Here is a 20,364-nt window from a genome sequence, read left to right as displayed (position 1 = left end):
CGACCCATGTGGATCCACGCGTCACCGGCACCGGTGACCGGGCTGGCCGCGCTCGCGGTGCGGTCGCTGCGGGAGTTCCCGCGGCGGCTGCCCGCGGCGGCCGCCGCGAACGTCCTGTCCAGCCTCGGCGACCTCCCGCCCGACGGCACCGGCCTGCTGCGGCTGCTGATGAGCCGCCGCCTGGCCCACATCGTCCGCGCCGTCTGCGGCGAACTGCCCGCCATCGGCGGACCGGACACGGCGATGTCGCGGTTGCAGGAGGTGGCCGTCGCGCTGGCCGACCTGCACCTGAGCGAGCTGCGGGTGCTGCGCGAGGAGCTGGCCGCCAAGGGGGTGCCGCTGCTGGTGCCCAAGGGCACGTTCTACGCGGCTTCGGTGTACCCGCAGCTGGAACCGCCGTTCGGCGTCGACGTCGACCTGGTGGTGCGCCGCGAGGACGTCGAGGCCGTGGACGCGACGCTGCGGCGCCTCGGCTACACCGACGATCTGGCGGTGCGGTCGAACCTGCCGGTCCGGCTGCCCCCGGCCCGGGTCGCCGAGGAGAACGCCGGGTTCGGCTACTTCGGGCAGGGGCGCGGCTTCGTCAAGCTGGTGCGGACCCCGGCGCTCGACGGGCACGCCGACTTCCTGCGGCAGGTGCTGCCCGGCTACGTGGTGCTGCTGGGCGGCGGCCAGGCGTACCTGTGCCCGTCGTTCGACGTGCACCACAGCCTCAACAGCCTGCACGACACGCCCGGGGCCGGGTTCCGCCCCGGCGAGGACGACTGGTGGCGGGCCCCGCAGCAGGTGCGCTACCGGGGAGTCGAGTTCGAGGCGCCGGACGACGTCACGGTCGCCTGGTTCGCCGCCAACCACCTGTACGCCGACGTGATGCTGTTCGGCGACGGCAACCTCAAGATCCTCGGCGACCTGATCGCGCTGGTCCGCGCCGGACGGGTCGACTGGGCCGCCCTCGCCGAGGTCGCCGGGCGCCACGTCGCGCTGCGCCCGCCGGTGTTCTACGTCTTCCGCATGCTGCGCGGGGTGTTCGGCTGCGACGTCCCGGCGGACTTCCTGGCCGCCCTGGACGTGCCGAGCCCCCGCGACAGCGCCCACTTCGCCGACTTCGGCGACCCCCTGGCCCGGCTGCTCGACGTCCGGGCCGAACTGACCGTAGGAGAACGATGACCGACCTCGCACCGCTCGGCGTCCGCGGCAGCGAGCTGACCACGCACCGCACCCGGCTGGGCCGCGACCTGCTCGTGCTGCGGTACGCCGCCGAGCCGGGCGAGGTCGACCCGCTCGCGCTGCGCCACGCCCACGCCGGCCTGGACCGGGCGCACCGGCCCGACCGGTACACCAGAGTGGACGGTCTGGATGATCCGGCTGTGCTGGGCGACCCCCGCCCGCCGCTGGCCACCGCCTACCGGCAGCCCGACGGCGGCACCGAAGCCGTGGTCGCCGACGTGTGGGCGGAGGTGCTGGGGCTGGAGGAGGTCGGCGCCGACGACGACTTCTTCGAGCTCGGCGGCGACTCCCTGGCCGTGGTCGAGACCGTCGCGGCCCTGACCGTCCTGTACGGCCCGACCTGGCGCGGCGACCTGCCGCTGGAACTGGCCCTGCTGGGCGTCTACCGGCCCGCCCTGGTCGCGGCGGTGCTCGCCCCGGCGGAGCCGGGCACGGGGGCCGGCGCATGACCGGGTTCGGCGACGCCACCCTCGACGAGCTGCTGCGCCGCAGCGTGGCGGCACACCCGGACCGGGTCGCGCTGCGCGACGGCGAGCGCTGCTGGACCTATACCGAGCTGGACGCGGCGGTTACCGCGGTCGCCGATCACCTGCTCGGCGCCGGGCTGGCCCCCGGCGAGCTGGTCGCGGTGGACGTGCCGCGCGCGGCGGGCAGCGTCCTGGCGATCCTGGGAGTGCTGCGGGCGCGGGGGGCCTACCTGCCGGTCGATCCGGCGTATCCGCAGGCCCGGCGCGCGCATCTGGTCGAGTCCAGCCGGGTGAGGCTGGAGCTGGCCGTCGACGCGTCAGGCTGCGCGCAGGTGCGGCGGCTGCGCGACGGTGAACCGGCGCAGGTGCCGCCGGGCACGGCGTACGTCATCTACACGTCCGGTTCGACCGGGCAGCCCAAGGGGGTGGCGGTCACCCACCGCAACGTCACCAGCCTGCTCGGCGCCGCGTGCGGCCGGTTCGGGTTCGGGCCCGACGACGTGTGGCCGTCGTTCCACTCGTACAGCTTCGACGTCAGTGTCTGGGAGGTCTGGGCCTGCCTGCTGCACGGCGGCAGCCTGGTGGTGGTGCCCGACGACGTCGCGCGCGACCCGTACCGGCTGGCGGCGCTGCTGGAGCGGGAGCGGGCCACGGTGCTCAACCAGGTGCCGACGGTGTTCGGGGCGCTGGTCAAGGCCGCGCTGCGGACCCGGCCGGACCTGTCGGCGCTGCGCTACGTGATCCTGGCGGGCGAGGCGGTGCGGATGACGGTGCTGGCCGAGTGGCGGCGGCACGGCCTCGCCCCGGACGCCCGGCTGATCAACATGTACGGCATCACCGAGACCACGGTCCACTCCACCTTCGCCGACGTGACCGACCTGCCCGCCGGCACCGGCGGCGCCACGTTCGTCGGCCGGGCGCTGCCGCATCTGCGGGCCCGGCTGGTCGACGCGGACCTGCGCGAGGTCGCCCCCGGCGAGCCGGGCGAGATCCTGCTGGCCGGGGCCGGGGTCGCCCCCGGATACCTGCACCGGCCCGACCTGACGGCGGCCCGGTTCGTCACCCTCGACGGCGACGTCTGGTACCGCAGCGGCGACCTGGCCTACGCCACCGACGAGGGCCTGTGGTACGTCGGCCGCAACGACGACCAGGTCAAGATCCGGGGCTTCCGGATCGAGCTGGGCGAGATCGAGGCCGCCGCCCGGGCACTGCCGGGCGTCGAGGACTGCATCGTGGTGGCGCCCGTCGGCGGCAGCGGCCAGCGCTCGCTGGTGGGCTTCTACACCGGACCCGGGCCGGACGGCCCCGACCCGGCTCGGGCACTGCTGCACCAGCTCGCCGCGACGCTGCCCGCCCATCTCGTGCCCGCTACGATGATCTCCACCACCGCGCTGCCCCGCACCGCCAGCGGCAAGGCCGACCGCCGCCGCATGGAGGACGTCTGGCTGGGCCGCGCCGACGCCACCGCACCGACCGTCACCGCCTGGAGCCACGCATGATCCGACTGGGCAACTCCGACCTCAAGGTCTTTCCGCTCGCGCTGGGCGGCAACGTGTTCGGCTGGACCGCCGACGAGCGGGCCTCGTTCGCGGTGCTCGACGCGTACGCCGAGGCGGGCGGCAACTTCGTCGACACCGCCGACCAGTACTCCGAGTGGGTGCCGGGCAACAGCGGCGGCGAGTCGGAGGAGATCATCGGCCGCTGGCTGGCCGCGCGCGGCAACCGCGACCAGGTGGTGATCGCGACCAAGGTCGGCCGGTACAGCAAGGCCAAGGGCCTGGCCCCGGACAACATCCGGGCCAGCGCCGAGACGTCGCTGCGGCGGCTGGGCACCGACCGCATCGACCTGTACTACGCCCACGCCGACGACCCCGACACCCCGCTGGCCGAGACGCTGGCCGCGTTCGGCGAGCTCGTCCAGGCGGGCAAGGTCCGGTACGTGGCGGCGTCCAACTACACCGCCCCGCGCCTGGCCGAGGCGCTGCGGATCGCCGACGCGGAGGGCCTGCCCCGGTTCGTGGCGCTGCAGCCCCACTACAACCTGATGCACCGCGCCGAGTTCGAACAGGACCTGGCCGCGCTGTGCCTCGCGCAGGACGTCTCCGTCGTGCCGTACTACGCGCTGGCCAGCGGGTTCCTGACCGGCAAGTACCGCCCCGGCGGCGCGGCCGTGGACAGCCCGCGCGCCTCGGGTGCCGCCGCGCACCTGGCCGACGGGCGGGGCACCCGGGTCCTGGCCGCGCTGGACGAGGTCGCCGCGGCGCACGGCGTCTCGGTCGCGGCGGTCGCCCTGGCCTGGCTCGCGGCCCAGCCCGCCGTGGCGGCCCCGCTGGCCAGCGCCCGCAGCGCCGACCAGGTGGCGCCGCTGCTGGAGTCGACCCGGGTCCGGCTCACCGAGACCGACCTGGACCTGCTGGACACGGCGTCGCGCTGACCGGGCGGCGTCACGGCAGCAGTACAGCGGCGCCGTTCACGCGGTCGGCGGCCAGGTCGGTGAGCGCGGCCTCGGCCGCCGCCAGCGGGTACGGCGTCGTCGTCACCGTCAGGTGGTGCAGGTCGGCCAGGTCCAGGAACTCCCGGCCGTCCTCGCGGGTGTTGGCGGTGACGCTGCGCAGGATCCGCTCCTGGAACAGGTCGTCCTGGTAGTTCAGCGGCGGGATGTCGCTGAGGTGGATGCCCGCCACGGCCAGGGTGCCGCCCCGGTCCAGGGCCCGCAGCGCGGGCGGCACCAGCGTGCCCACCGGCGCGAACAGGATCGCCGAGTCCAGCGGCACGGGCGGCTGCTCGTCGGCGCCGCCCGCCCAGGCGGCGCCGAGGTCCAGGCCGAGCCGCCGGGCGGCGGGGGAGCGGGTCATGACGTACACCTGGGCGCCCTGCGCGATAGCGAGCTGGGCGGTCAGGTGCGCCGAGGCGCCGAAGCCGTAGATGCCCAGCCGGCCGCCCTGCGGCAGGCTCGCGAGCTTGAAGGCCCGGTAGCCGATGATCCCGGCGCACAGCAGCGGCGCCACCTGCTCGTCGGGGTAGCTGTCGGGCAGGCGGTAGGCGTAGGCGGCAGGCGCGGTGGCGTACTCGGCGTAGCCGCCGTCGGCGTCCCACCCGGTGTAGCGCGAGTCCGGGCACAGGTTCTCCCGGCCGCGGCGGCAGTAGCGGCAGGTGCCGTCGGTGTGGCGCAGCCAGGCGATGCCGACGCGCTCGCCGGGCTGGAAGCCGTCGGCGCCGGTGACCACCTCGCCGACGATCTCGTGGCCCGGGATGACGTCCGGGCGGTGCACGGGCAGGTCGCCCTCGGCCACGTGCAGGTCGGTGCGGCACACGCCACAGGCGCGGACGCGTACCAGCAGCTCGCCGGGGCCCGGCTCGGGCACGGGCAGTTCGACCTGCCGCAGCGGCCGGGTCGCCATCGGGCCTGGCCGAGCCACCTGCCAGGCGCGCATCGTGGACACACCGCCATCATCGCCGCCCTGCCGCGACCGGGCCCCCGGAACTCGCGAACACGTCCCGCTACCAGGTCGCCGGCTTCTCAAGGTATGCGCCTGCGGTCTCGCCCTGGTAGGCGGTCACCCGAATCGGATAGCTCTTGCCGGCGCCGCAGGTCTGGTTCGTCAGTTTCCTGGTGCCGTTGGCGGTGCCGGGGAAGGTGTTGCCGTTAACGAGGATGCGTACGCCGCCGGCGCCCCGTGAGGTCCAGGTCACCGTGATGTCGCCGAGGCCGATGACACAGCCGCCCTTGGTCACGGTGAGCGCCGTGGTTCGGGGCGAGTCGGGCCATTTGCCGTGGTAGTCGCGGCGGGTGCCCACCGTCGACCCCTTCTGCGGGACGGCCCTGATCACGAACGAAGTGCTCGGCTCGCAGACGAGCTGGAAGGTGGCGGAAGTGCCGGCAGCGTCGTAGCCGCCGAGGGAGTCGGTGGACTTCGGGCCGTAGAGCCGCACTTTGTCGCCGCGGGCGATGCTCCACTTGACGTCGACGTAGCCGATCCAGCCGCCGGCGTCAGTGAACTCGTTGCACCGGATGTTGGTCACAGCCAGGTTGGTGACGGCCGGCCCGGTCGGCGCCGGGGGCGGTGCCTTGACGGTCGGCTGCGTCGAGGGGACGGGCTGGGCCTGCGTGGATGCCGGCGCGTCGCCGGGTGTGGCGGAGGGGCCGTGGGTGATCGGTGCCTGTGGACTTCTCGCGGCCGGGGCATTGCCGGAGCAGGCACCGAGCACCATCGTCAGCGCGGTGGCCGCCGCGAGTGCCAGCGGGCCGAGTCGGCGCGGCGTGGACATGCGGCCGCGGTCGCTTGGCCGGGATGCGGCGACATCATGCCCCGGTCGTGGCCGCCGATCGTGTCGCCGTCTCATCTGCACTCCTCATATGTCACTGATCGGAGTGCTGAAGTCTAGGCAGCCCACAGCGCGGTGACATCGGTGCTGACACCTAACCCTGTAGGGGGACGTAGATGCAGGCGCCGGTGTCGGCGTACAGGCCGCGGTCTGCCGTACGCGCAATTCTGATCTTGACCAGGTCGACCGCGCCGCTGTCGACGGGAAGCGTCAAGACGTGGTGGTAGCTGCCCTTGCGCAGGTGGAGGGTGGCGGCGCCGCCTGGGTTGAGCTGCGGGTGCACCCCGGACAGTCCGCGCAGCATCGGCAGCAGGCGCGTGGACCTGGCGGCGGCGGGTGAGGCCGAGCCGCGGAAGTAGAGCCGCCGGTCGGCGTCCAGGGTCAGCCGCAGCAGCAGCTCGACGACGATCCCCTGCCCGAGGGAACGCCCGACCTGCTGCTGCTCCACCTGCACGGTCACGCCGAAGCCGCGCACCGGGTCCTGGCCGCGCACCGTCGCCACGGCCTTGGCGTCCAGCCCGGTCCGGACGGTCTGGCCGTCGGGCTGCGCCCACACCACCGGCTGCGCGTGACCGGCGCTGCCGAGCTTGGCGGTCTGCACCTCGCTGTAGAGCGAGGTGAGGTTCTGCAACTCGGTCTGCATGTCGTCGACGGTCCTGCCGAGGGCGTCGAGGTCGCGCTGGCGGACCAGGTCCCCGCTGGCGGCCCGGTTCAGCCAGCCCGAAACGGACTCGTTCTGGGTGAACCGCGCGTTGTTCAGCGAGCGCAACCGGCTCCCGGCGCCGTGGACGTCCAGCTTCTCGATGGCCGACTCCAGCGCGGCGGCCGCCCGGTCGAGTGCCATCGCGGCGTGCTCGGGCGCGGCCAGCAGCGCGTCGCACTTGGCGACCGCGAACTCCGCGTTGGCCACCAGCATCGGCACGTTCATGCTCTCGGCGGCCGAGGCCGCGTCGACGAGGCGCTCGCGGGCGAGTTTGAGCCGCTCGGCGCGGGTCGCGGTGCCGAGCTGCGCCTCGGCGAGGTAGCGGTGGCCGGCCGCCATGGCCTGCTGGTAGGCGCGGCTGTCGAGGTTCTTGACTATCTCGTACACCTTGAGCAGCACCGGATCGGTCGGTGAGGTGGTGCGCAGCAGGCCGCCCAGCAGGGTGGACACGACGTCGGCGCCGACCTTGCGGTCCAGGTCCTCGCCCGCGAAGGCGGCTTTGAAGAGCACCAGCACGGCGCCGAGCACGTCCACCACCGGACCAGCATCGGTTCGATCTTCGCCGGGCGCCACCGGCCGGGCGGCGGAACTCGGCGGACGAGTGGCCGGTGCGGCCGGTACCGTCCGCGTATGCGCAGCGTGTTCGTGTTTCCCGCCGCCGGGCAGGCCGAGACAGCCGCGCTGCTGGATCGGCACTGCCCGCAGCAGCGCGACCCGTGGCTCCTGGCCGGATGCCTCTACGCCGGCATCGACACCGAGGACGTCGGCCACCTCTACCTCGACTGGGAGCCCGAGGGTGTCGCGGCGCTGACGGCCGCCCTCGGCCGGCGGCCCGGCTGGGCGGTGCAGGTCGACGTCTCCGGCCGGGTCGACGGCACCGCCGAGATCCGCTGGCTGGTCGGACTGCTGCTGGAAGCCGGCGGCGTGGCGATGGACGACTACTCCGACCACCCCTGGACCCTTCCGGAGATCGAGTCGGACACCGTCGTGGACGGCCTGGGCTTCTTCGACTTCCGCACCTAGCGCCACCGCTGGCACAGCAAGGCAGTGCCCGTCTTCGGCGTCTCGGAAAGGACCCGGTCCGGTCTCGTTCTCGGCTGACTGGTCCCGGCCACGGGACAGATACCGGCAAGCACTGCCGCGGACTGCGGACTGCGGACCACCCGGCGTCGACAACGGCTGAACCCATTGCCGGAGACCGCGCTCGATATCGATCATCGACACCCAACGACTTCGACACACACAGGACCTATCGACTGCAAACGATCATCCAATTCGCCCGATGCGGACCGCTCATTGTCCGTCCGCCGTCGCTGGCCAACTCCCAGCGCAGGAGGGGGTACACGTCAACGCAAGCATGCCCGACATTCCGGCTTGATCACATGATGTTTTGACTGCTAGGGGCTTGGGCGCCCGCACGACTGCAGCCTTGTGGATCTTCGATGTCCCCGATAAGGTCGGCATCCCAACTGATCTAGATATGGGGAGCTTCGTGTTTGGAACCGCGCGGCGAAGTGTCTTGACTCGCCGGATTCCGATAGCCGTCACATTATCGCTGGCAGCGACGTTGCTGTCGTTCATCCCTCCACCTGCGCCGGCTCGTGCGACGGATAATGATGTTCCCGCCGACCACTCGGTCCCGGTACAGCCTGTGGAGGTGACGTCGCCACCGCCGGTGGAGTTGGCGGAGCCGTTTGCTGGCTCACCGGTGACCTGGCCCGAGCCCGGCGTGGAGACCTTCACACTGGCGTTGTCGACGGATGGCATGTCTCGTGCGCAGAATGCTGCAGCCCCGGGCGGGCTGCCGGTGACTGTGACACCAGTGGATGGCCTCGCGAGCGATGTGTTGTCGGGAAAGGCGCGGTTTGACCTGGCCGATGCGAGTGATCAGCCGTCCGAAGTGCAGGTTCAGCTTCTCGATCGGGCGCAGGCCGAAGCCATAGGTGCCGCACTGCTGCTGCGGGTTTCGCGTACCGATGGCGGCAGTGGTGGTGCGGTTCGGCTCGGGCTGGACTATTCCGCCTTCGCGAGCGCCTACGGCGGTGACTGGGCGTGGCGTCTGCGGCTGTCGACAGTCCCAGACTGCATCCTGACCACGCCACAGGTCGAGGGCTGCACCGTGGTGACGCCACTGAATGCGGCCAACGACGGAACCGTCAGCCAGGTATCGGCCGAGGTGGCGTTGGCCGAGACCGCTCAGGCAATGACCGCCAGTACCGAAGTTGTCGAATCGGGAAGCGGCGGTGTTCTGGTGGCGCTGGCGGCCAGCGGAGGTTCGACGGAGACCGGGGACTTTACTAAGACGGACCTGAATCCGTCGTCGTCGTGGTCCGCAGGTGGCAACTCCGGCGCCTTCAGCTACACCTATCCGATCGTGACACCGCCTGTTCCGGGCGGCTTAGCCCCGCAGGTGGCGCTGAGCTACAGCTCGGGTTCGGTGGACGGGCAGACGGCGGGTGGGCATACGCAGCCGAGTGTGATTGGTGAGGGCTGGTCATATTCGCCGGGGTATATCGAGCGGGCGTATCGGCCGTGTTCCAATGACACCGACAACTCCCCATACCACCCAGAGTTGATGTATGGGGACTTCTGCTGGTACCTGCCAAATGCATCGATCATGCTCAATGGTAAGTCGAGTGAGATCGTGCTGGGTGGTGACGGTACGTGGCGTCTGGAGAACGGTGACGGCGAGAAGGTCGAGCTGGTGACCGGCGCGGACAACGGCGACAGCGACGACGGCGAGCATTGGAGGGTCACCACCCAGGACGGCACGCAGTACTACTTTGGGTTGGACGACCTGCGCACAGGGCAGGAGACGCACTCAGTACAGACCGTGCCGGTGTACGCCAACCACACCAGTGACCCATCGACGTGCCGGGCCACCGACCGGGCCGCGTGGGCGTCGTCGCGGTGCCCTTACCAGGCGATGCGGTGGATGCTGGACTACGTCGTCGACCGCAACAACAACGAGATCACGTACTTCTACGAGTCGACCGACAACAAGACCGCACTGGTCGGCAACGCCGGGTTTGTCCAGTACTACAAGCGTGACATCCAGCTGAGTCGAATCGAGTACGGCATCAACAAGGTCGTCGACCCGAACGCGACGGCCAAGGCGCGGGCGCAGGTCGTCTTCACTTACGGCGATCGCTGCCTCACCTCGTCCTGCGGTACGCATGACAAGAACAACTGGCCGGACACGCCGTGGGACCTGTACTGCATGGCGGCGCCGTGCACCAACAACATGACCCCGAGCTTCTGGACCACTAAGCGCCTGACGAAGATCGAGACCCAGATCCGCACGGGCGCCACCTACTCGACGGTTGACGAGTGGGCGCTGGCCCACAGCTTCCCCTCCACCGGCACTGCGCTTTCACCCGTGCTGTGGCTCAACAAGATCACGCACACGGGCAAGGTCGGCGGGACCGCGGCCACGCCGTCGCTGGAGTTCCCGGCGGTGACCAGTAACGGTGGACGCAGCCAGAACCGGGCCGACTACGACCCTAACGCTTCCATGGCTTCGCACATGAAGTACCGGATCGTGCAGATCAAGACCGAGACCGGCAAGCAGATCGATGTCACCTACTCCGCCGACGACAACAGCAACCTTGGTGATGGCGCGGACTGCGTCTTCGGCGGCACGCTCACGTTCCCGAACCCGGACGTGAATGCCCACCGCTGCTTCCCGGCGCCCTACACCAACCCCTCCGGTAGCTCGGGCTGGGCGTGGTGGCACAAACGCGTCGTCACGAAGGTCGTTGAGACCGACCTGGTCGGCGGGTCACCGTCGGTGACCTCGTCCTACAGCTACTCCACCAGTTCGTCGACCATCAACGTACTGTGGGCACACGACGACGGCGCGAAGGTGTGGAACTCCGGCGGCGACGACCGGTCGTGGGCAGACTGGCGCGGCTATAGCAACGTCACGGTCAAGGTCGGTCCCACCGGCGGCCTTCAGTCCCAGCATGACTACATTTACCTGCGCGGCCTGCACGGCGACAAGACCGACTCGGGCACCCGCACGGTGTCGGTCGCGGTCTGGGACGGCGCGGGTAACGCAACCGACTTCGATCACCGTGCCGGGCACATGCTGGAGGAGCGGATCTGGGACCAGGCTGGCGGCACCCCGGTTCAGCTGATCAAACACGACCCGTGGACGCTCATCACCGGCACCCGAACCCTGACCGCGGCGTGGTCGGACTACCCGAGCACGCTGAACTCGTGGATTCTTCGGACGAAGAAGGAGATCCGTTGGGAGTGGGTCAACAACGCCTGGTCGCAACGCTCACTGACCGACGCGACGTTAGATACGACCATCGGCGCGGGCGCGGGCCGGCCATTGAGTCTGTCAGATGAGGGCGGCCCGTCAACGACGGACGAGACCTGCACCAGGTACACCTACGCCGACAACACGACCGCGCACAAGTATGCGTTTGCGTCGGAGATCAAGACGACCACCAACGGATGCACCGAAACCGACGGTCCAGTCCTGTCAGACAGCCGCAACCACTACGATGACCAGGCCTGGGGCACTCTGGCCGGGCGCGGGAATGTGACCAGGACCGAGGCGCTTTCCGACACCGGCTGGATCACCACCTCGCAGAACGTCATCTACGACCAAAACGGCCAGGTCGCCTCGGCCAAGGACTCGCTCGGCAGACTCACCAGCACCGCCTATATCCCCAACACCGACGGGCTGACCGAAACCGTCACGACGACAAACCCGGCCGGGCACATCGTCAGCACTCACCTGGACGTCAGCCGGGGTCAGCCGCTGTCGATCATCGACGCTAACAATAAGACCACGACCGGCACCTACGACCCGCTGGGTCGGCTGACGTCGGTCACCAGGCCGGGCAACGGCAGCGGCTTTCCGGACGTCGCCTACACATACTCGATAACTGGCTGCCCGACCCCCCCAACCACCTGCGCCCCAAGCTGGGTACAGACCAAGGCTCTCGGGCCGAACAACAACCAGATAAGCTCGTACGAGATCTATGACGGGTTCGCGCGCGTCCGGCAGAACCAGAGCACCGCCCCGGACGGCAAGCGGGCAGTCATCGACACCGCCTACGACGAGCGCAGCTTGGCGTTCAAGACGTCGGCGTTCTACAACAACGCTTCCGGGCCGACCTCGACGTTGCTGACATTCAATGACGTAGATGTTGACCGACAGACGCGCTACACCTTCGACGGGCGCGGCCGCAAGCTCACCGACGAACTGTGGTCTCTCAACGTACTGAAGTGGAAGACCACGACCGCCTACGCCTGGGACCGCGTCTCGGTCACCCCACCAGCAGGCGGCACGGTCACCCAGGACCTGTTCGACGACCGAGGCAACGCCGTTGAGAAGCGCCAGTACCAAGGTTCCACTCCGACCGGTGCGTACGACAGCACCTCCTACACCTACAACCTGCGAAAAGAGCTGACGGAAGTCACCGATCCCGCTGGCAATGACTGGACCTACATCTACGACCTCCTCGGTCGGCAGACCGACGCCACCGACCCAGATGCCGGGGCCAGCCACAAGACCTACGACAATGCCGGTCGGCTAATCACTATCACCGACGGCCGCGGGCAGACCTTGGCTTACGTCTACGATAGCCTCGGCCGTAAGACCGAACTGCGCAGCGGCAGCATCACCGGGCCGCTACGCGCACGCTGGACATACGACACTGTCGACAATGGCCAGCTGACCAGCTCCGTCCGCTACGACGGCGGTCTGGCATACACCACCACCATCAACTCCTACGACGACGGCTACCGTCCCGAGTCGACCACCGTCACCATTCCCGCCTCGACCGCCAACAGCGCACTGGCAGACGACTACACCGCCAATACCACCTACACCTACAGTGGGGCGCCCGCCAGCGTGAAGCCACCCATCAAGGGCGGCCTTCCCGACGAGACGATCACCACGACATACACAAACCAGGGCCAGATAAACACACTCAAGAGCGGCATCGCCGACTATGTCTCGTCGATGGCCTACCGGTGGGACGGCGCCGTCAAGCAGACCATCAACGGTACCGCCGGAAAGCAGGTACGCCGCACGAACAGCTGGGACGCCCCGACCGGTCGACTGTTGGTCAGCCAGATCGACACCGAGAACCAGACCACCCTCGGCACCTGGGTCGACCGGTACACCACCAGCTACGGCTACGACGACGCAGGCAACGTCACAGTCATCGCGGGCAAGACCGCCGGGGTTCGTGACCAGGTCGAGTGCTTCAGCTACGACTACCTGCGCCGCATGACCAAAGCCTGGACCGAGGCCACGTGGGTCTGCAGCACGCCGCAACGTGCCGGCGCCGACCCGTACTGGCGGGAATGGTCCTTCGACGTGGTGGGTAACCGCCTGACCCAAAGCGACAAGGTCCCCAGCGGTACCGACACCAACTGGATCTACAGCTACCCGGCTCCAGGCACATCCCAGCCGCACACCCTCGATGCCGTCAACGCCAGTGGACCACTGGCCGGCACCGCCACCCGAGCCTTCGACTACGACAGCGCGGGCAACACCACCAGCCGCCAGACTGAGACCGGCGCCGCCCAAACCCTGACCTGGGATCCCGAAGGCAACCTCGCAACTCTCACCGAGGGCTCCAACACCACCACCTACCTCTACGACGCTGACGGCAACCGCCTCATCGCCCGAGGCCCGACCAAGACCACCCTCTACCTCGGCGATACCGAAATCGAACTACCCATTTCCGGCGGATCACCACTGGGCACCCGCTACTACGGCGACACCGCCATCCGCAACGCCGCCGGACTCAGATGGACGGGTGCCGACCACCATGGCACCCAACAGATCCAGATCGACGCAACCACGATGAGTGCCACGCGAAACCGCACCATGCCCTACGGCGAAACACGCGGGGCGCAAGGACTCTTCACCGGCTCAAAGGGTTTTGTCGGCGGAGTCAACGACAACAGCGGCCTGACACATCTCGGTGCTCGAGAATACGATGCAAGCACGGGACGCTTCGTCTCCGTCGATCCAATCATGGATATGACCGATCCCGCCCAATGGAACGGATACGCCTACAGCCACAGTAATCCCGCCAGTGCGTCGGATCCTTCAGGACTCACGGATTGCGACTTCGCTGCCGGATGCGACGTTGGGGGACGCGAGACCGGAACGGGCAAACCTGGCGGCGGTGCAACCGGAGGCGGCCGGGATCCGCACGACGGCCCGAGTCCCACGGCAGACTGCTTTGCGAAAGGCCAGTGCGAGCAGGTCCCGCCAGAGATCCCGACGTACGCGGCATGGCTCGGAATGGTAACAGAACAGTGGAACGGCGACCTCGACGCCATCAACTGGGAATATCAGTGGCTCAACTATTACTGCACGTATTCGAGCGTTGAGGACTGCAATGCGATGGTTGCGGCCTGGGGCCCGTACGGCAGCAAGACTCTGACCTTCTTCAAAGAAATGTTCGGGATCGGGGATATTGAACGTTGCTTCGGTGGCGAGGGCGCTGGCGCATGCGTTATGGCGGCAATCGGGTTCATACCATTTAGCAAGCTCAACGCGATCGCGCGGTCGGCCGAACTGCTAGAGGGCGTAGGCCGCCTAGCGGTCGACATGAAAATGATCGCCGATAGCTTAAAGGCTATGGGGTTCGCAAATATGAACGAGTTCGGGCGCTTCGTCTGGGGCGGACGTTCTCTCGGAAACGCCATGGATTTCGCAACACCCGAAAAGGTAGCCGCCCTTCGTGCGCGAGGAATGACCAGGGAGTGGGCTGAAAACTGGAGAAACTTCTATACTAACGTTCACCGAGACTCGGTGGAGAAGTGGCGCGATGTCAATCCTGAGAACATCAACAAGAGTGCCGGATCTCGCGTTCAGCTGTTCCAGTACATTCTCGACAACCTATAAGGAGTGGCGATGAGATTCACGCTGCAGTCGGACCGTGAGATCACAGTGGTTTTCGAGCCTACGGCCGAAGAGTACACCCTGCCGGCAAACGGGCCGATTGCTGTCGAATGGGTGGACGGCACAGGCGAAGGAGTCGTTTCTCTCGAAGCGGGGGTTTTAATAGTCTGCGCTAGAAGTGGCGGCTACACTCGAGCGTGGATCAAGGGTGGGAGTGAGATATACGTCGGGCCCGAATCCGGCCCGGATTCGGTGAAGTAAGACTTCCAGTTAAATGATGGCCGCCCGAATTCGGGCGGCCATCATTTCTATCGGCCAGCCTTATTGCTCCCCCAAGGGCTCACTTCGGCACGAGCTGGTCCATCAGGCCTTTTCGTGGTTGAAGCGACGCCAGCCGCATGAAGTCGTTGGGGACGGTCTGCGTGGTTGCCACTCGGCGGGTTGTTTCCTGGCCTGGCATGGGCCGCCGCCAGCACTGCGCTTGGCACCGGGGGTGGTCCGAGGACAGGCGCTACGGCAGGGCGACCTGCCGGTCAGCGGTAGTCGCTGCAGATTGCCCCGTCCAAGGATGTGTGTTGGGTGCGATGCATGACGAGGAAGCGTCGGCGCACCGGAACTCGTCAGGCTGCATGTGCAGGACGGAGGCCGTCGGTTCTTCGTCAAGTCGATCTCGGCACCGGCCCGGACCTGTCGGTCAACGCGGTGAACTGCTTCAACAACGCCGGTACGCTGACCGCGGGCGGATTCGTCGCCGCCGCGACCTCGATCGTCTGAGCCGCCGACCGGTGCCGTCGACACCTGGCATATCCCGGCGCACCCGCACCGTGGCCCGATGTCGAGGCGGTCCCAAAGGCCGCCGGGTCAGGCGGCGGGGGAGAGAGCCAGGGACTGGTCGACCCAGCGCAGGAGGGCGTCGGTGGGGACGGCGCCGACCTGGCGCGCCCGGACGGCGCCCTTGTCCAGCAGGAGCAGCAGCGGGATCGACTGCGCCTGGTAGCGGACAGCCGTCTGCTGGGCGATGTCGACGTTGACCTTCACGACCTTCAGGCGTCCCGCGTACGCCTCGGCGGCCCTGGCCACGCCCGGGGCCACCACCCGGCACGGGCCGCACCAGGGCGCCCACAGGTCCATCAGCACCGGCAGTGCCGACTGCTCGACGATCTCGGTGAAGTCGGCGTCGGTCGCGTCGGTCAGCCAGGGCAGCAGCTCCTGGCACTTGCCGCAGCGGGGCAGTCCCTTGGCCGCGGCGGGCACCCGGTTGCGCGTGCCGCAGTGCGGGCAGGCGGTGATGGGGCTGTCGGCCATGATGCGGCTCCTGTTCAGGCGTGCGCCATCCGGTCGGCGTCGGCGGCTTCGAAGGATACCGCGAGCTCGCCGTCTGCGGCATCGACCCGGATCACGGCGTCCTCGCGCAGGTCGCCGGCGATGATGGCGCGGCCGATGCGGGTCTCGACCTCGTGGGAGATGTAGCGGCGCAGCGGCCGGGCGCCGTAGACGGGGTCGTAGCCGTGCTCGGCGATCAGCTTGCGGGCCGGTTCGGTGACCTCCAGCTCGATGCGCCGCTCGGCCAGCCGGGCGCGCAGGTCGGCGAACTGCAGGTCGACGATCAGTTCGATCTGGTCCAGCGACAGCCGGTGGAACAGCACGATGTCGTCGACGCGGTTGAGGAACTCGGGCCGGAAGTGCGCCCGCAGCGCGGCCTGGACCTGGTCGCGGGCGGACTGGCTGATCTCGTTGCCGGTGCCCTCCAGCAGGAACTCCGCGCCGATGTTGGACGTCATGATGATGACGGTGTTGCGGAAGTCGACGGTGCGGCCCTGCGCGTCGGTGATGCGGCCGTCGTCGAGCACCTGGAGCAGCGTGTTGAACACGTCGGGGTGCGCCTTCTCGATCTCGTCGAACAGCACCACCGAGTACGGCTTGCGCCGCACCGCCTCGGTCAGCTGCCCGCCCTCCTCGTATCCGACGTAGCCGGGCGGGGCGCCGACGAGGCGGCTGACGGTGTGCCGCTCCTGGTATTCGCTCATGTCCAGGCGCACGATCGCGTCCTCGGAGTCGAACAGCGCCGCCGCCAGGGCTTTGGCCAGCTCGGTCTTGCCGACACCGGTCGGCCCCAGGAAGATGAACGATCCGATCGGGCGGCGCGGGTCCTTGATGCCCGACCGGGCCCGGATGATCGCGTCGGCGACGACCCGGACGGCCTCGTCCTGCCCGACGACGCGTTCGTGCAGGATCTCGTCCAGCCGCAGCAGTTTCTGCCGTTCGCCCTCCTGGAGGCGGGCGACGGGGATGCCGGTCCACGCCGAGACGATGTCGGCGATCTCGTCCTCGGTGACGACCTCGCGCAGCAGGCCGCGTCCGCCCTGCCGGTCGGCGAGCTTGTCCTGCTCGTTCTGCAGCCGCCGTTCCAGTTCGGCGATCTGGCCGTAGCGCAGTTCGGCGGCGCGGTTGAGGTCGTACGCCCGCTCGGCGTCCTCGGCCTCGCGCCGGGCCTGCTCCAGTTCCCCGCGCAGGTCCTGCACCCGGCGGATGGCCTGCCGCTCGCTCTCCCACTGGGCCCGCTTGGCGTCGGACTCGGCGCGCAGGTCGGCGAGCTCGCGCCGGAGCTGGTCCAGGCGGGCGAGGCTGGCCGGGTCGTCCTCCTTGGCCAGTGCCGCCTCCTCGATCTCCAGCCGCATCACCCGGCGGGTGATCTCGTCCAGCTCGGCCGGCATCGAGTCGATCTCGGTACGCAGCCGCGCGCACGCCTCGTCCACCAGGTCGATCGCCTTGTCGGGCAGGAACCGGTCGGTGATGTACCGGTGGCTCAGCGTCGCCGCCGCGACCAGCGCCGAGTCCTGGATGCGCACCCCGTGGAACACCTCTAGGCGCTCGCGGATGCCGCGCAGGATCGAGATGGTGTCCTCGACGGTCGGCTCGTCGACCAGCACCTGCTGGAAGCGCCGGGCCAGCGCGGCGTCCTTCTCGATGTGCTTGCGGAACTCGTCCACCGTGGTCGCGCCGATCATGTGCAGCTCGCCGCGGGCCAGCATCGGCTTGAGCATGTTGCCCGCGTCCATCGCGCCCTCGGAGCCGCCGCCCGCCCCGACGACGGTGTGCAGCTCGTCGACGAACAGCAGGATGCGCCCCTCGGCGGCGCGGACCTCGTTGAGGACGGCCTTGAGCCGCTCCTCGAACTCGCCGCGATACTTGGCCCCGGCCACCAGGGACCCCATGTCCAGCGCGAACACGGTCTTGTCGCGCAGTCCCTCGGGCACGTCGCCGCGCACGATCCGCTGGGCCAGGCCCTCCACGATCGCGGTCTTGCCGACGCCCGGGTCGCCGATCAGCACCGGGTTGTTCTTCGTCTTGCGGGACAGGATCTGGATCACGCGGCGGATCTCGCCGTCGCGGCCGATCACCGGGTCCAGCTTGTTGTTGCGGGCGTCGGCGACCAGGTCGCGGCCGTACTTCTCCAGCGCCTCGTACGTCACCTCGGGCATGGCGGAGGTGACCCGCTGGTTGCCGCGCACCTGGGTCAGCGCCTTGAGGAACGCCTCGCGGGTGACGCCGTTCTCCTTCAGCCGCCGCCCGGCGGCCGTGGCCGAGCCCTCGTCGGCCAGGGCGAGCAGCAGGTGCTCGACGGAGACGTATTCGTCCTTGAGGCGCTTGGCCTCGCGTTCGGCGGTGTCCAGCAGCAGGGAGAGGCGCTGGGTGACGTACACCTGGCCGGGCTGGGCGCCGGGTCCGCTGACCCTGGGCCGCTTGGCGAGGTCCTGCTCGACCTCGGCGCGCAGCACGTCCGGGTTCGCGCCGAGCTGCGAGATCAGCCGGGCGACGATGCCGTCGGGCTGGTCGAGCAGGGCGAGCAGCAGGTGCTCGCCGTCGACCTCGGTCTGGCCCAGCCGCAGGGCGATCGTCTGTGCGTCATGCAGCGCTTCCTGGGACTTCTGCGTCAGCCGGTTCATGTCCACCGTGCTCACTCCTTCGTAGCGCCGCCTGTAGGTCGTCGATGCGGTCGAGCAGGTCGACGACCAGCCCGATCGCGGTGTAGTTGAGGCACAGGTCGGCGCGCAGCCGCTGCACCCGCGCCACCCGGTGCAGCGCGGCCGGGCGGAACCACAGCCGCCCGGCGGGGTCGCGGTCGGCCTCGACCAGGCCCAGGGCCACGAACCGCTGCACCAGCACCGGGTGCAGCCCGGCCTGGCGGGCGAAACGATCAAGATCAAGCCGCACCGGTACGGCGATCGCATACGTCCTCATCGGCCGGCCCTCTCCCGCTCCCGCCTCGGGTCGAACACCGACACCCGGGCCAGCTCCTCGTACAGCTCTTTCTCGCGGTCGCTCAGGTGGTCCGGCACCATGATCCGGACCTCGGCGTACAGGTCGCCGGGCTCGCCGCGCCGCGACGGCATGCCCTGCCCGCGCAGCCGCAGCCGCCGCCCGCTGCCCGTCCCGGCCGGGACCTGCACCGTCGCCTCGCCGCCGGGTGTCGCCACCGGCACGGTCGCGCCGAGCGCCGCCTCGGCCGGGGTCACCGGCAGCCGGACGTGGACGTCGCGGCCCTCGACCCGGAACCGCGGGTCGGGCCGCAGCCGCACCACCAGGTACAGGTCGCCGTGCTCGGCGCCGCCGCGGGCGCGGCCGCCCTGCCCGGCCAGCCGGATGCGCTGCCCGTCGGTCACCCCGGCCGGGATGTTCACGTCGTAGCTGCGCGGACCCTCCGGACCGGACAGGGTGAGCGACCGCTTTCCGCCCCGGTACGCCTCCTCGACGCTCAGTTCCAGCTCCGCCTCCTGGTCGGCGCCCGGGATCGGGCCGGCCGGCCCGCGGGCCCGGCCCGCGCCGCGCCCGGCGAACAGGCCGCCGAGCAGGTCGTCGAGGTCGACGTCGCCGCCGTCGTAGGACCAGGCGAACGGTTCGCCCTGCCCGCCGCCGCCCCGGAACCCGCCCCCGGGGAAGCCGCCGCGACCGGCGCCGCCGGGGCGGAACCCGCCCGCGCCGGCCATGTCCTCGTACCCCTCGGGGATCTTGCGGAAGTCGCTGCCGAAGCGGTCGTAGCGGGCGCGCTGCTGCGGGTCGTGCAGCACGTGGTACGCCTCGTTGATCTCCTTGAACCGCTCCTCGGCCTCCGGCGCCTTGTTCACGTCGGGGTGGTATTTCCTGGCCAGGGTGCGGAACGCCCGCTGGATGTCGTCGGCGGAGGCGTCGCGGGCGACGCCGAGCACCTCGTAGAAGTCGCGGGCCATCAGTCGTTGCCCGCGACCACTACCGACGCGGGGCGCAGCGTCCGGTCGGCCTCCCCGTAGCCGGGCCGCACCACCGCCAGCACCGTGCCCGGCGCGGCGTCCCCGGCGGGCAGCACGCTGACCGCCTCGTGCCACATCGGGTCGAACGGGACGCCGCTCTCCTCCCGGCGCGGGTACCCGAGCGTCGCCAGCGTCGCCACGGCCTGGTCGCGTACCGCGCGCACGCCGTCGGCCAGCGCGGTCGGGTCGGCGTCGGCGTGCTGCAGGGCCAGGTCCAGGTTGTCGATGATCGGCAGGAACACCGCGGCGGTACGGGCCCGCTCGGCCTCGCGTTCGGTGGACAGCTGCCGCTCGTACCGCTTGCGCAGGTTGTCCTGGTCGGCCAGGGCCCGGCGCAGCCGGTTCTCCAGCTCGGCCGTCTTGTCGGCCTCGCCCGGCGCGGCGGGGGCCTGCGGGGCGCTCGGCCCGGCAGGCTCCTCCGCTTCCACGTCGGCCTGCTGCGCGGGATAGGCGTGCGGTTCGGTCATG

General features: G+C 69.7%; 16 protein-coding genes. 8 read left to right on the top strand and 8 right to left on the bottom strand.

Annotated features, from left to right (window positions below; translation table 11 throughout):
• Positions 1-6 precede the first annotated feature (6 nt).
• The 4 genes from Cs7R123_RS24105 to Cs7R123_RS24090 are packed head-to-tail and all read left to right on the top strand — an operon-like array spanning position 7 to position 4,128.
• On the top strand, positions 7-1,167 hold the full coding sequence (locus Cs7R123_RS24105) for a nucleotidyltransferase family protein (protein WP_212829991.1): 1,161 nt from the start codon (positions 7-9) through the stop codon (positions 1,165-1,167).
• Positions 1,164-1,676: a phosphopantetheine-binding protein gene (locus tag Cs7R123_RS24100; RefSeq protein ID WP_212829990.1), complete on the top strand. Its 513-nt coding sequence runs from the start codon at positions 1,164-1,166 to the stop codon at positions 1,674-1,676. Before Cs7R123_RS24105 ends, Cs7R123_RS24100 begins: the two co-directional genes overlap by 4 nt.
• Positions 1,673-3,193, top strand: a complete 1,521-nt coding sequence (locus tag Cs7R123_RS24095; RefSeq protein ID WP_212829989.1) for an amino acid adenylation domain-containing protein — start codon at positions 1,673-1,675, stop codon at positions 3,191-3,193. The genes Cs7R123_RS24100 and Cs7R123_RS24095 overlap by 4 nt, the downstream gene beginning before the upstream one ends.
• Positions 3,190-4,128: an aldo/keto reductase gene (locus Cs7R123_RS24090; RefSeq protein WP_244872100.1), complete on the top strand. Its 939-nt coding sequence runs from the start codon at positions 3,190-3,192 to the stop codon at positions 4,126-4,128. The genes Cs7R123_RS24095 and Cs7R123_RS24090 overlap by 4 nt, the downstream gene beginning before the upstream one ends.
• 10 nt (positions 4,129-4,138) lie before the next feature.
• On the opposite strand, the gene Cs7R123_RS24085 is transcribed toward Cs7R123_RS24090, so the two are convergent.
• The 3 genes from Cs7R123_RS24085 to Cs7R123_RS24075 form a co-directional block, all read right to left on the bottom strand.
• Positions 4,139-5,128, bottom strand: a complete 990-nt coding sequence (locus Cs7R123_RS24085; protein WP_244872454.1) for a zinc-dependent alcohol dehydrogenase family protein — start codon at positions 5,126-5,128, stop codon at positions 4,139-4,141.
• Between the two features lie 67 nt (positions 5,129-5,195).
• Positions 5,196-5,963 carry a hypothetical protein gene (locus Cs7R123_RS24080; protein ID WP_212829987.1) on the bottom strand — a complete coding sequence of 256 codons (768 nt, stop codon included), beginning with the start codon at positions 5,961-5,963 and terminating at the stop codon, positions 5,196-5,198.
• A gap of 151 nt (positions 5,964-6,114) precedes the next feature.
• Positions 6,115-7,260: a hypothetical protein gene (locus tag Cs7R123_RS24075; protein ID WP_212829986.1), complete on the bottom strand. Its 1,146-nt coding sequence runs from the start codon at positions 7,258-7,260 to the stop codon at positions 6,115-6,117.
• 93 nt (positions 7,261-7,353) lie between these two features.
• Between Cs7R123_RS24075 and Cs7R123_RS24070 the strand changes: the two genes are divergently transcribed.
• The 4 genes from Cs7R123_RS24070 to Cs7R123_RS24055 all read left to right on the top strand — a co-directional run bounded on the left by Cs7R123_RS24070 (position 7,354) and on the right by Cs7R123_RS24055 (position 15,382).
• Positions 7,354-7,746, top strand: a complete 393-nt coding sequence (locus Cs7R123_RS24070; protein ID WP_212829985.1) for a hypothetical protein — start codon at positions 7,354-7,356, stop codon at positions 7,744-7,746.
• 634 nt (positions 7,747-8,380) lie between these two features.
• The gene (locus tag Cs7R123_RS24065) at positions 8,381-14,611 is read left to right on the top strand and encodes an RHS repeat-associated core domain-containing protein (RefSeq protein ID WP_212829984.1); all 6,231 of its coding nucleotides are present in this window, start codon (positions 8,381-8,383) and stop codon (positions 14,609-14,611) included.
• A gap of 9 nt (positions 14,612-14,620) precedes the next feature.
• Positions 14,621-14,869, top strand: coding sequence for a hypothetical protein (locus tag Cs7R123_RS24060; RefSeq protein ID WP_212829983.1), 249 nt, complete (start codon positions 14,621-14,623; stop codon positions 14,867-14,869).
• Between the two features lie 327 nt (positions 14,870-15,196).
• A complete protein-coding gene (locus Cs7R123_RS24055; RefSeq protein ID WP_212829982.1) occupies positions 15,197-15,382 on the top strand; it encodes a hypothetical protein in 186 nt (61 codons plus the stop codon).
• 87 nt (positions 15,383-15,469) lie between these two features.
• Here the strand turns inward: Cs7R123_RS24055 and trxA are convergent, their stop codons facing one another.
• Genes trxA through Cs7R123_RS24030 form a run of 5 tightly spaced genes read right to left on the bottom strand, consistent with a single transcriptional unit; the run spans position 15,470 to position 20,363 of the window.
• The gene (gene trxA / locus Cs7R123_RS24050) at positions 15,470-15,913 is read right to left on the bottom strand and encodes a thioredoxin (RefSeq protein ID WP_212829981.1); all 444 of its coding nucleotides are present in this window, start codon (positions 15,911-15,913) and stop codon (positions 15,470-15,472) included.
• Positions 15,914-15,927: 14 nt separating this feature from the next.
• Positions 15,928-18,561 carry an ATP-dependent chaperone ClpB gene (gene clpB / locus Cs7R123_RS24045; protein ID WP_244872099.1) on the bottom strand — a complete coding sequence of 878 codons (2,634 nt, stop codon included), beginning with the start codon at positions 18,559-18,561 and terminating at the stop codon, positions 15,928-15,930.
• Positions 18,515-18,850 (bottom strand): chaperone modulator CbpM, encoded by a 336-nt coding sequence (locus Cs7R123_RS24040; protein WP_212829979.1) that lies wholly within the window; start codon positions 18,848-18,850, stop codon positions 18,515-18,517. The genes clpB and Cs7R123_RS24040 overlap by 47 nt, the downstream gene beginning before the upstream one ends.
• Entirely contained in the window at positions 18,847-19,836 is a 990-nt protein-coding gene (locus Cs7R123_RS24035; protein WP_212829978.1) for a DnaJ C-terminal domain-containing protein, read from the bottom strand. The genes Cs7R123_RS24040 and Cs7R123_RS24035 overlap by 4 nt, the downstream gene beginning before the upstream one ends.
• Complete coding sequence (locus tag Cs7R123_RS24030) at positions 19,836-20,363, bottom strand: nucleotide exchange factor GrpE (protein WP_212829977.1); 528 nt, start codon at positions 20,361-20,363, stop codon at positions 19,836-19,838. The genes Cs7R123_RS24035 and Cs7R123_RS24030 overlap by 1 nt, the downstream gene beginning before the upstream one ends.
• Position 20,364 lies beyond the last annotated feature (1 nt).

Origin of the sequence: Catellatospora sp. TT07R-123, from assembly GCF_018327705.1 — a bacterium.
Taxonomy (GTDB): domain Bacteria; phylum Actinomycetota; class Actinomycetes; order Mycobacteriales; family Micromonosporaceae; genus Catellatospora.
This window is presented reverse-complemented; position numbering and strand designations above follow the sequence as displayed.

Bases quoted from the DNA above. Each gene is read 5' to 3' on its own strand.
- Cs7R123_RS24105 (WP_212829991.1), top strand. From the start codon at position 7: ATGTGGATCCACGCGTCACCGGCACCGGTGACCGGGCTGGCCGCGCTC.
- Cs7R123_RS24100 (WP_212829990.1), top strand. From the start codon at position 1,164: ATGACCGACCTCGCACCGCTCGGCGTCCGCGGCAGCGAGCTGACCACG.
- Cs7R123_RS24095 (WP_212829989.1), top strand. From the start codon at position 1,673: ATGACCGGGTTCGGCGACGCCACCCTCGACGAGCTGCTGCGCCGCAGC.
- Cs7R123_RS24090 (WP_244872100.1), top strand. From the start codon at position 3,190: ATGATCCGACTGGGCAACTCCGACCTCAAGGTCTTTCCGCTCGCGCTG.
- Cs7R123_RS24085 (WP_244872454.1), bottom strand. From the start codon at position 5,128: ATGCGCGCCTGGCAGGTGGCTCGGCCAGGCCCGATGGCGACCCGGCCG.
- Cs7R123_RS24080 (WP_212829987.1), bottom strand. From the start codon at position 5,963: ATGTCCACGCCGCGCCGACTCGGCCCGCTGGCACTCGCGGCGGCCACC.
- Cs7R123_RS24070 (WP_212829985.1), top strand. From the start codon at position 7,354: ATGCGCAGCGTGTTCGTGTTTCCCGCCGCCGGGCAGGCCGAGACAGCC.
- Cs7R123_RS24060 (WP_212829983.1), top strand. From the start codon at position 14,621: ATGAGATTCACGCTGCAGTCGGACCGTGAGATCACAGTGGTTTTCGAG.
- Cs7R123_RS24055 (WP_212829982.1), top strand. From the start codon at position 15,197: ATGACGAGGAAGCGTCGGCGCACCGGAACTCGTCAGGCTGCATGTGCA.
- trxA (WP_212829981.1), bottom strand. From the start codon at position 15,913: ATGGCCGACAGCCCCATCACCGCCTGCCCGCACTGCGGCACGCGCAAC.
- Cs7R123_RS24040 (WP_212829979.1), bottom strand. From the start codon at position 18,850: ATGAGGACGTATGCGATCGCCGTACCGGTGCGGCTTGATCTTGATCGT.
- Cs7R123_RS24035 (WP_212829978.1), bottom strand. From the start codon at position 19,836: ATGGCCCGCGACTTCTACGAGGTGCTCGGCGTCGCCCGCGACGCCTCC.
- Cs7R123_RS24030 (WP_212829977.1), bottom strand. From the start codon at position 20,363: ATGACCGAACCGCACGCCTATCCCGCGCAGCAGGCCGACGTGGAAGCG.